This window comes from Streptomyces glaucus (genome assembly GCF_039533365.1).
Lineage (GTDB): Bacteria > Actinomycetota > Actinomycetes > Streptomycetales > Streptomycetaceae > Streptomyces > Streptomyces glaucus.
Window position 1 is genome coordinate 49,817 of record NZ_BAAATK010000043.1, and the last position, 10,763, is coordinate 60,579.

The window sequence follows — 10,763 nt, forward strand, 5'->3', positions numbered from 1 at the left end:
GGCGGACCGTCTCGGCCCGGCCGCGCGGCACCGGCCCGCGCCCCGGCGCGACGGACCGCCCCGGCCCGCGGCGACCGGCGTCAGTTCACCGCGGCCTGGCCTCCGGAGGTCCCCGGTTCCAGTGCGTCCAGCGCTCGCCGCAACCCTGTGAGCTTGCGTTCCAGATGGGCCGCCGTGGCCACCGCCGCCGCGTCCGTCGACTCGTCTTGAGCTGCTTGGACAGCGCCTCGGCCTGCTCCTCGACCGCCGCGAGCCGCGCCGACAGCTCGGCGAGCAGCCCCGCCGGCTCCCGCGCCTCGCCGTCCGCGTCCCTGCCGCTGCCCTCCAACTGGAGCCGCAGCAGCGCCGCCTGCTCCCGCAGCTGGCAGTTCTTCATGTACAGCTCGACGAAGACGGAGACCTTCGCGCGCAGCACCCACGGGTCGAACGGCTTGGAGATGTAGTCCACCGCGCCCGCCGCATACCCGCGGAAGGTGTGGTGCGGGCCGTGGTTGATCGCGGTGAGGAAGATGATCGGGATGTCCCGGGTCCGCTCCCGCCGTTTGATGTGCGCGGCGGTCTCGAACCCGTCCATGCCCGGCATCTGGACGTCCAGCAGAATGACCGCGAAATCGTCCGTGAGCAGTGCTTTGAGCGCTTCCTCCCCGGACGATGCCCGCACCAGCGTCTGATCGAGCGCAGAGAGGATCGCCTCCAGCGCCAGCAGATTCTCCGGCCGGTCATCGACCAGGAGGATCTTGGCCTTCTGCACCATGGCCCGCCCTCCTCGCCCCGGCTTGGGGCCTCCCCGGTCCGCAGGACTTGGGGAGACACCGGTGGGTGCCGCCCCGGGGGACGACTCCCTTGCGCCGCCCGTCCTTGTGCCGGTCATCGTAGTCGCACCCCACCCTTCGCCACACCCTGTCACCACGATGTCACTGTGCACGTAGCAGAAACGTGGCGGGAGACCAGAAGGTTCCCCGAATCCTCTACTTCTACACGACGCCGGACGCGCCGCGTCAGCGGCCGCGCGCACACACCAAAGGTTCCCGCCACCTGCGCACGGCCTCCGGACACTCCCCTCACTCTCCTCGCATCCACCGCTCCATCACCGACAGCAGGTGATCGGGGTCGACCGGCTTCGTCACATAGTCCGAGGCGCCCGACTCGAGCGCCTTCTCCCGGTCGCCCTTCATCGCCTTGGCGGTCAGCGCGATGATCGGCAACCCGGCGAACTGCGGCATCCTGCGGATCGCCGTGGTCGTGGCGTACCCGTCCATCTCGGGCATCATGATGTCCATCAGGACGACCGCCACGTCGTCGTGCTGCTCCAGGACCTCGATGCCCTCGCGGCCGTTCTCGGCGTACAGCACGGACAGGCCGTGCTGCTCCAGGACGCTGGTGAGCGCGAAGACGTTGCGGATGTCGTCGTCGACGATCAGCACCTTCTGGCCGCCGAACCGGATGCTCCGGCGTGCCTGCGGCGCCGCCTCCTGCTCCGCCGCCGGCCACTGCTCCTGCTGCTGCCGCCCGGCGCGCTGCTCGGCGAACGGCGAGGTCCTGCGCCGGCGCCGGAAGAGCGCGGCGGGACCGTTCTGCGTCTCCTGGTACGACTTCACCTCGGCCGGCGTCTCGATCTCCACGTCGGACAGCTCGGACGTCCCGGCCGCCGACGCCACCAGCTCACCGGCCTCCAGGGCGGGCACCGGCTGCTGGTAGCCCTGCGGCGGCAGCTCGGCCGGGTGCAGCGGCAGGTAGAGCGTGAACGTCGAGCCGCGGCCCGGCTCGCTCTGCGCGTGGATCTCACCGCCGAGCAGCTGCGCGATCTCCCGCGAGATGGACAGCCCGAGCCCGGTGCCGCCGTACTTGCGGCTGGTGGTGCCGTCGGCCTGCTTGAACGCCTCGAAGATCACCCGCATCTTGCTGGCCGCGATGCCGATGCCGGTGTCGGTCACCGAGAACGCGATCAGGTCCGCGTCCGGGTCGGTCAGCGAACCGGCCTCCAGCAGCTGCTCCCGGATCTGCTGCGGGACGTCGTCCCGCGCGGGCCGGATGACCAGCTCCACCGATCCGGAGTCGGTGAACTTCACCGCGTTGGACAGCAGGTTGCGCAGCACCTGCAGCAGCCGCTGCTCGTCGGTGTGCAGGGTGGCCGGCAGCTCCGGCGACACCCGTACGGACAGGTCCAGGCCCTTCTCGGCGGTCAGCGGCCGGAAGGTGGCCTCCACGTAGTCCACGAGCTGGACGAGCGCGATCCGCGTCGGGGAGACGTCCATCTTGCCCGCCTCGACCTTCGACAGGTCGAGGATGTCGTTGATGAGCTGGAGCAGGTCGGAGCCGGCGCCGTGGATGGTCTCGGCGAACTCGACCTGCTTCGGGGAGAGGTTGCCCTCCGCGTTGTCGGCGAGCAGCTTGGCCAGGATCAGCAGCGAGTTGAGCGGGGTGCGCAGCTCGTGCGACATGTTGGCCAGGAACTCGCTCTTGTACCGCATCGACACGGCGAGCTGCTCGGCGCGCTCCTCCAGGACCTGCCGCGCCTCCTCGATCTCGGTGTTCTTCACCTCGATGTCGCGGTTCTGCCGGGCCAGCAGCTCGGCCTTCTCCTCCAGTTCGGCGTTGGACGCCTGCAGGGCCTTCTGCCGCTGCTCCAACTCGGCCGACCGCTCCCGCAGTTGCTCGGTCAGCTCCTGCGACTGCTTCAGCAGCTGCTCGGTCTTGGTGTTGACGGAGATGGTGTTGACGCTCGTCGCGATCATCTCGGCGATCTGGTTGAGGAAGTCCTTCTGGATCTGCGTGAACGGCGTGAAGGACGCCAGCTCGATGACGCCGAGCACCTTCCCCTCGAACAGCACGGGCAGCACGATCACCTGGGCGGGCGGCGCCTCCCCGAGACCCGAGGAGATCTTCAGGTAACCGCTCGGCGCGTTCTCCACCAGGATCGTGCGCTTCTCCTTGGCGGCCGTCCCGACCAGCGCCTCCCCCGGCCGGAACGACGTCGGCATGGAGCCCATGGAGTAGCCGTACGAGCCGAGCATGCGCAGCTCGTACTGGTCGTCGCCCGCCACACCCGCGTCCTGGCCGTCGACCAGCGGCATCGCCAGGAAGAACGCGCCGTGCTGCGCCGAGACCACCGGGGTCAGCTCGCTCATGATCAGCGAGGCGACGTCCTCCAGGTCGCGGCGGCCCTGCATCAGCGCCGAGATACGGGCGAGGTTGCCCTTGAGCCAGTCCTGCTCCTCGTTGGCGATCGTGGTGTCGCGCAGGTTGGCGATCATCTTGTTGATGTAGTCCTGCAGCTCCTGGATCTCGCCGGACGCGTCGACGTCGATCTTCAGGTTCAGGTCGCCGCGGGTCACCGCGGTCGCCACGCGCGCGATGGCGCGCACCTGCCGGGTCAGGTTCCCGGCCATCTCGTTCACGGACTCCGTCAGGTCCCGCCAGGTGCCGTCGACGTCCCGCACCCGGGCCTGACCGCCGAGCCGGCCCTCCGTGCCCACCTCGCGGGCCACCCGCGTGACCTCCTCGGCGAACGAGGACAGCTGGTCGACCATCGTGTTGATGGTGGTCTTCAGCTCCAGGATCTCCCCGCGCGCGTCGATGTCGATCTTCTTGGTCAGGTCGCCCTTGGCGATGGCCGTGGTCACCATGGCGATGTTGCGGACCTGGCCGGTCAGGTTGGACGCCATCTGGTTCACCGACTCGGTGAGGTCCTTCCACGTGCCGGCCACACCCGGTACGTGCGCCTGCCCGCCGAGGATGCCGTCCGTACCCACCTCGCGGGCCACCTTGGTGACCTGGTCGGCGAACGAACTCAGCGTCTTCACCATCGTGTTGATGGTGTCCGCGAGCTGCGCGACCTCACCGCGCGCCTCGATCGTCACCGTCCGCGTCAGGTCGCCGTTGGCGACCGCGGCGGCCACCTGGGAGATGTTCCGCACCTGCACGGTGAGGTTCTTCGCCATCAGGTTGACGTTGTCGCTGAGGTCCTTCCAGATGCCCGTGACGCCCGGCACGTTCGCCTGCCCGCCGAGGATGCCCTCGGTGCCCACCTCGCGGGCCACCCGGGTCACCTGCTCGGCGAACGAGGACAGCTGGTCGACCATCGTGTTGACGGTGGTGACGAGTTCGAGGATCTCGCCCTTGGCGTCGACGGTGATCTTCTTCGACAGGTCGCCCTTGGCGACGGCGGTGGTGACCTCGGCGATGTTGCGCACCTGCATGGTCAGGTTGTTGGCCATGCCGTTCACGGACTGCGTGAGGTCCTTCCAGGTGCCGGCGACGCCCTGCACCTCGGCCTGGCCGCCGAGGATGCCCTCGGTACCGACCTCCCGGGCCACCCGCGTGACCTCCTGGGCGAACGACGACAGCTGGTCCACCATCGTGTTCAGGGTGTTCTTCAGCTCCAGGATCTCCCCGCGCGCGTCCACGGTGATCTTCTGGGAGAGGTCGCCGCGGGCCACGGCGGTGGCGACCTGCGCGATGTTGCGCACCTGCGCGGTCAGGTTGCCCGCCATGCCGTTCACGGAGTCGGTCAGGTCGCGCCACACCCCGGCGACGCCGTCCACCCTGGCCTGACCGCCGAGCCGGCCCTCCGTGCCCACCTCCCGGGCCACCCGGGTCACCTGGTCGGCGAAGGCGGAGAGCTGGTCGACCATCGTGTTGATGGTGTTCTTCAGCTCCAGGATCTCCCCGCGCGCGTCGACGTCGATCTTCTGGGAGAGGTCGCCCCGCGCCACCGCCGTCGTCACCTGGGCGATCTGCCGCACCTGGGAGGTGAGGTTGCCCGCCATGAAGTTGACGGAGTCGGTGAGCTCCTTCCACGTCCCGGACACGCCCGGCACCACCGCCTGACCGCCCAGGCGGCCCTCGGTGCCCACGTCCCGGGCCATGCGGGTGACCTGGTCGGCGAAGGACGACAGCTGGTCCACCATCGTGTTCACGGTGTTCTTCAGCTGGAGCATCTCGCCGGAGACGTCCACGGTGACCTTCTGCGACAGATCGCCGTTGGCCACCGCCGTCGTCACCTGGGCGATGTTCCTCACCTGTCCGGTGAGGTTGCGGAACGCCGTGTTGACGGAGTCCGTCAGGTCCTTCCACGTGCCCGCCGCGCCCGGCACCTGCGCCTGCCCGCCGAGCTCCCCCTCGACGCCGACCTCGCGGGCCACCCGCGTGACCTCGGAGCCGAACGCCGAGAGCTGGTCCACCATCCCGTTGACGGTGTTCTTCAGCTCCAGCATCTCCCCGGCCACGTCCACGGTGACCTTCTGCGACAGATCGCCGTTGGCCACCGCCGTGGTGACGGCGGCGATGTCCCGCACCTGGGTCGTCAGGTTGCGGAACACGGTGTTGACGGAGTCCGTCAGGTCCTTCCACGTGCCGGCCGCGCCCGGCACGTTCGCCTGCCCGCCGAGCCGCCCCTCGGCGCCGACCTCGTTGGCCACGCGCGTGACCTCGTCCGCGAAGATCCGCAGCGTCTCGGTCATCTGGTTGATGGTCTCGGCGAGCTGCGCGACCTCGCCGCGCGCCGGCACGGTCACCTTCCGCGACAGGTCGCCGTTGGCGACCGCCGTCGTCACCTCGGAGATCCCGCGCACCTGGGCGGTGAGGTTCCCGGCCATGGTGTTGACGGAGTCGGTGAGCTCCTTCCACACGCCGGCCACCCCGGGCACCTGCGCCTGCCCGCCCAGCGCGCCCTCGGTGCCCACCTCGCGCGCGACCCGCGTCACCTCCGAGGAGAACGCGGAGAGCTGGTCCACCATCGTGTTGACGGTGTTCTTCAGCTCCAGCATCTCCCCGGCCACGTGCACCGTGACCTTGCGCGACAGGTCCCCCTTGGCGACCGCCGTCGTCACCAGCGCGATGTCCCGGACCTGGGCCGTCAGCCGGTGCGCCATCGTGTTGACGGACTCCGTGAGGTCCTTCCACGAACCGGACATGCCGCGCACCCGGGCCTGCCCGCCCAGCTTGCCCTCGGTCCCCACCTCACTGGCCACCCGCGTGACCTCGTCGGTGAACGTCGACAACTGGTCGACCAGGTTGTTCACCGTACGGGCGACCTTGAGGAACTCGCCCCGCAGCGGATGCCCGGTCCCGTCCGGCCCCTGCGTCCGCAGCTCCATACGCGGCGACAGGTCGCCCTCCGCCACCGCGGACAGCACCCGGCCGACCTCGGAGACGGGCTGTACCAGGTCGTCCACCAGCGCGTTCGAGTTGTCGATCGCGGCCGCCCAGGACCCCTCGCAGGCGCCCGTCTCCAACCGCTCGGTGAGTTTTCCCTCACGTCCGACCATGCGCCGCACCCGCGCCAGCTCACCCGTGAGGTGGAGATTGCGGTCGGCCACCTCGTTGAAGACCGCCGCGATCTCGGACATCACGCCGTCCCCGGACACCGTGAGCCGTTTGCGGAAGTTCCCGTCCCGCATGGCCGTCAGAGCCGCCAGCAGCCGGTTCAGGGCAGCGGTGTCCACCGCAGTGGTCCCATTGCGCGTACTGCGCCGGTTGTTCAGGGACGGTCCGCCTTTCGCGCGCGTCTTCGTGCCCCGCGTCGCTGCGCCAGACTCCACTGTGTCCCTCCCGCAGGGGTCGACCATTACCGCCGTGCCCGGGTACCGCCGCTCGGCGTACCGGTTACCACCGCGTGTTTTCCGTACTGTTGTGTGTTCCCGCCCGGCCCGGCGGGCCGCCGCCGGGGCTGCTGCCCGCTCCGCACGGAAGACACTCGGCGTGCCCGGACCTTCACAGGAACCCTGCCCAGTGTTTCACTCCCGCCGAACCAGGCCATAACAGTTCGGCAGCTTCGCACATCGTCCGCACTCCCTCGGGCGGAAACACCGCGGACCGGCATCCGCACGGACGGCGAAGGTAAGTAACCTTGCTTGCGGCTGTCCAGCCACGCCGGTCCGTCCGGCCTGGGCGGTGGCACGGAGACGAGCGGGCATCGGAGGGGCGGCCGGACACATGACCACCGGACTGATCCCGGGGGGACAGCCCCCGGACCCCGGGCCGGCAGACGGCCTGCCGCAGCAGCGGCACGAACCGGCCGGCGTCGAAGCCCTGCACGTGGAGAAAGAGTCGAGGAGTCCTGTGATCACCGCGCGCGCGGCCGCCAGCTTCGAGCCCGTCGGACGATCGGTCGCGAGCGCCCGCTCCTTCGTCCGGGACACCCTGCAGGGCTGGGGCTTCGCCGACATCGTCGACGACGCCGTCGTCCTCACCAGCGAGCTGGTGACCAACGCCGTGGTGCACGCCGGCACCTCCGCGGAGGTCGTGTGCCTGCGCAGCGACGGCGGCGTACGGATCGAGGTCTCCGACCGCTACCCGGAACGTGAGATTCCTCTCCAGGGGGCGGCCGTCACCATGGGCAGTCCCGACTGCGAGGGCGGCCGCGGTCTCCAGCTGTGCGCGGCCCTGGCCGACCGCTGGGGCGTCGACTACACGCCCACCCACAAGAACGTCTGGTTCCAGCTCGCCCTCCCCGAACGCCCGGTCGGCACCCGCACCGCGGGCCCCGCCCTCCCGGTCGAACTCCTCCCGCTCGCCGACGGCCGCGTCCGCGTCGCCGTCGTCCAGATCGACCGCACGGGCGCCATCAACGCCTGGAACGAGGACGCCGAGGAGCTCTTCGGCTACCCGGCCGAGCAGGTCGTCGGCAAGCCCCTGACCGACCTCGCGGCCTGGCCGCACACCCCGGGTACCGGCACCGGCATCGCCGAGGCGCTCCAACTCTCCCGCTGGGAGGGCAGCTACGGCATCCGCGCCGCCAACGGCCGGGTGACACCGGTGTACGCCTCCCATCTGCGCGTCCGCGACACCGGCGGTGAACCGTCGACGGTCTGCCTCCTGGTCCGGGACCACGAACGCGCCGTCCTGCAGACGCCGTCGCGCGTCCCGGCGTCCGACGCGGGCGGCGCCTCGGAGAAGCAGAGCACCGATCCCTTCGAGCTGTTCATCGGCTCCCCGGCCCCGGACGACCTCGACGGCCTGCTCCAGCGCACGGTGGAACGCGCCCGCGACATGCTCGACGGCGACGCCGCCTTCCTGCTCCTGGCCACCGACGACGAAACCGAATTGGAGGTCCGCGCCTCCACGGGCCTGCCCTCCGCCCGCCAGCGCTTCGCCCGCGTCCCCGTCGAGGCGGGCTCCGGCCGTTACGGCTCCGCTCGTATGCCCGCCGTCCATGACGACCTCACGGCCGTGCCGGGCGCCGTACCGCTGCTCAACGGCACCGGCATGCGCTCGGTCGTCACGGTCCCCCTGAAGGTAGAGGGCCGCCTCACCGGTTCCCTCGGCGTCGCCGCCGAGGCCCCGCGGCGCTACTCCAACGAGGAGGCGCTGCGCCTGCAGTTCGCCGCCGACCGCATCGCCCTGGCCGTCGAGTCGGCCCGCCTGGGCGAGCTGGAGCGCCTGCGCCGCGGCTCGCTGAGCTTCCTGGTCGAGGCCTCCGACCTCCTCGCGGGCACCCTGGACCGCGACCAGACACTGGCCCTGATGGCCCAGATGACGGTTCCGACGCTGGCCACCTGGTGCGCGGTGTACACGATCGCCGACCAGGCCTCGGAGCCGGACCTGTCGTACGTCCTGCACGAGGACGAGGAGCTCATCGACGGCATCAAGCACCTGCTGTCGAGGATTCCTCCGCCCGACCCGGTCCCCACCCCCGGCGCCCGCGTCTGGACGGCCCCCGCCGAGGTCGCGCACCAGGCGGCCCTGCGCAGTTCCATGCGCAGCCTCGGTTTGAGCGGCGGCCCGGTCCAGCGGATGGCGTCGGGCATCGGCCCGACCCTGGCCACGGCCTCCGCGGTCGGCGGTGAAACGGTCGTCCTGCCGCTGGTCGCCCGCAACCGCGTCATCGGCATGCTGACGCTCGGCAAGCCGACCGACGAGCATTTCCGCCAGGAGATCCTGGAACTGGCCGAGGACCTGTCCCGCCGGGCGGCCCTGGCTCTGGACAACGCCCGCCTGTACTCGGAGCGCACGGCCATCAGCCAGTCCCTCCAGCGCAGCCTCCTGCCGCCCGAACTCCCCCGGATCGAGGGCGTCGAGGTCGAGGTCATCTACCGCGCGGCCGGCGAGGGCAACGAGGTCGGCGGCGACTTCTACGACGTCTTCCCCATCCGCGACGGCGCCTACGGCTTCGCCATCGGCGACGTCTGCGGTACGGGCCCGAACGCGGCGGCGGTCACGGGCCTCGCCCGGCACGCGCTGCGGCTGCTGGCCCGCGAGGGCCTGAGCGGCCCCGCGGTCCTGGAGCGCCTGAACTCCGCGATCCTCGACGAGGGTGCCCGCAGCCGCTTCCTGACGCTTCTGTACGGCGAGCTGCGGCCGCAGGAGGACGGCGGCGCGGAGCTGAAGGTGGTCTGCGCCGGCCACCCCCTCCCGCTGCGCCTGCGCCAGGACGGCACGGTCGAGCCGGCCGCCGAGCCCCAGCCGCTCCTGGGCGTCATCGACGACCTGGAGCTGTACGAGGAGACGGTCACCCTCGATCCGGGCGATGTCCTGCTGTGCGTCACGGACGGCGTCACCGAGCGCCGCGAGGGTACGCGCATGCTGGGCGACGACGGCCTCGCCGATGTCCTCACGACCTGTACGGGTCTGACGGCCGGCGCGGTGGCCGCCCGCATCATGCGCGCGGTGGAGCGCTTCGCGTCGGACGCCCCGTCCGACGACATGGCGATCCTGGCGATGCGGGTGCCGGAGCCGCACAAGGACTGAGCGGGAATCAGAGACGGATCGGGGAACGAGAAAAGGCCCCGCCCTGTGATGGGCGGGGCCTTTTCGCTGGAGCCCCCAAACGGAATCGAACCGTTGACCTTCTCCTTACCATGGAGACGCTCTGCCGACTGAGCTATAGGGGCCTGTCGCCTTTTTCGAAGTTTCCCTCGCGGCAACGGAATAGATCATACCCCGAACCGACCCGTGTTCCCAACCACGACCGTCCCGTCACGCCATCCGTTCAGGGGGCCGGCTGGAGCAGTCCCCCCAGCGCGTTGCACGCGGACACGATCCGCTGCATGTCCCGTCTGGTCAACGAGGCGTCGACCGGCAGCGCGAGGGTCTCGGCGGCGGCCCGCTCGGTCTCCGGCAGAGCCACGCACCGCCGGAACTCCGGCAGCCGGTGCACCGGCGTCTTCACCGGCACCCGGCACTCGACTCCCCTGGCCCGCACGGCGCGGGCGAAGGCGTCCCGGTCCGGCCGCCCGTTGCCCGGCACCCGCACCACGTACTGCTGATAGGTATGTCCGTCGCCCCCGTCGGGCGTCCGCACCCCCCGCAGCTTCGCGTCGAGGTAAGCGGCCCGCTCCCTGCGCTGCGCGACCTCGTCGTACGGCGCCTCGGACTCCCCCTGTTCCAGTACGAGCAGCCCGTGCCGCTGCCCGAGCGCCCGCAACCGCCCCACATCGGCCGTCCGGCCGAAGCGGTGTACGACGACCACCGCCGCCGTCCGCGGGGTCACCGCCGCCTCCACGGCGGACGGATCCAGGCAGTACGTCACGGGGTCTATGTCGGCGAACGCCGGAAGCGCACCGGTCAGGGCGACGGCCTCGGAGACTTCCACGTTCCCGAAGGCCGGCACGATGACCTCGTCACCGACTCCGACACCGGCGGCCCTGAGCATTGCAGCAGTACCCATGTCCTGGATGCTGGGTGCGCAACGTGAACTTCAGGTGACGCACAGCAAAAAAGGGTTGGACCCGGAACCGAAGTTCGGGGTCCAACCCTTTCAAAAATTGTTCGGCGGCGTCCTACTCTCCCACAGGGTCCCCCCTGCAGTACCATCGGCGCTG

At 70.5% G+C, this 10,763-nt stretch carries 3 protein-coding genes, 1 tRNA gene and 1 pseudogene; 1 reads left to right on the forward strand and 4 read right to left on the reverse strand.

The features are described from left to right. Positions 1–80: 80 nt before the first annotated feature. A pseudogene (locus ABD363_RS25605) lies at positions 81–754 on the reverse strand (response regulator). Between the two features lie 307 nt (positions 755–1,061). Continuing rightward, the gene (locus ABD363_RS25610; protein WP_344607592.1) at positions 1,062–6,542 is read right to left on the reverse strand and encodes a HAMP domain-containing protein; all 5,481 of its coding nucleotides are present in this window, start codon (positions 6,540–6,542) and stop codon (positions 1,062–1,064) included. 394 nt (positions 6,543–6,936) lie between these two features. Between ABD363_RS25610 and ABD363_RS25615 the strand changes: the two genes are divergently transcribed. Continuing rightward, positions 6,937–9,690, forward strand: coding sequence for a SpoIIE family protein phosphatase (locus ABD363_RS25615; RefSeq protein WP_344607594.1), 2,754 nt, complete (start codon positions 6,937–6,939; stop codon positions 9,688–9,690). Between the two features lie 67 nt (positions 9,691–9,757). Here the strand turns inward: ABD363_RS25615 and ABD363_RS25620 are convergent. Further along, a tRNA-Thr gene (locus ABD363_RS25620) sits at positions 9,758–9,833 on the reverse strand. Positions 9,834–9,931: 98 nt separating this feature from the next. Then, positions 9,932–10,594 carry a DegT/DnrJ/EryC1/StrS family aminotransferase gene (locus tag ABD363_RS25625; RefSeq protein ID WP_344607598.1) on the reverse strand — a complete coding sequence of 221 codons (663 nt, stop codon included), beginning with the start codon at positions 10,592–10,594 and terminating at the stop codon, positions 9,932–9,934. Positions 10,595–10,763: the final 169 nt, after the last annotated feature.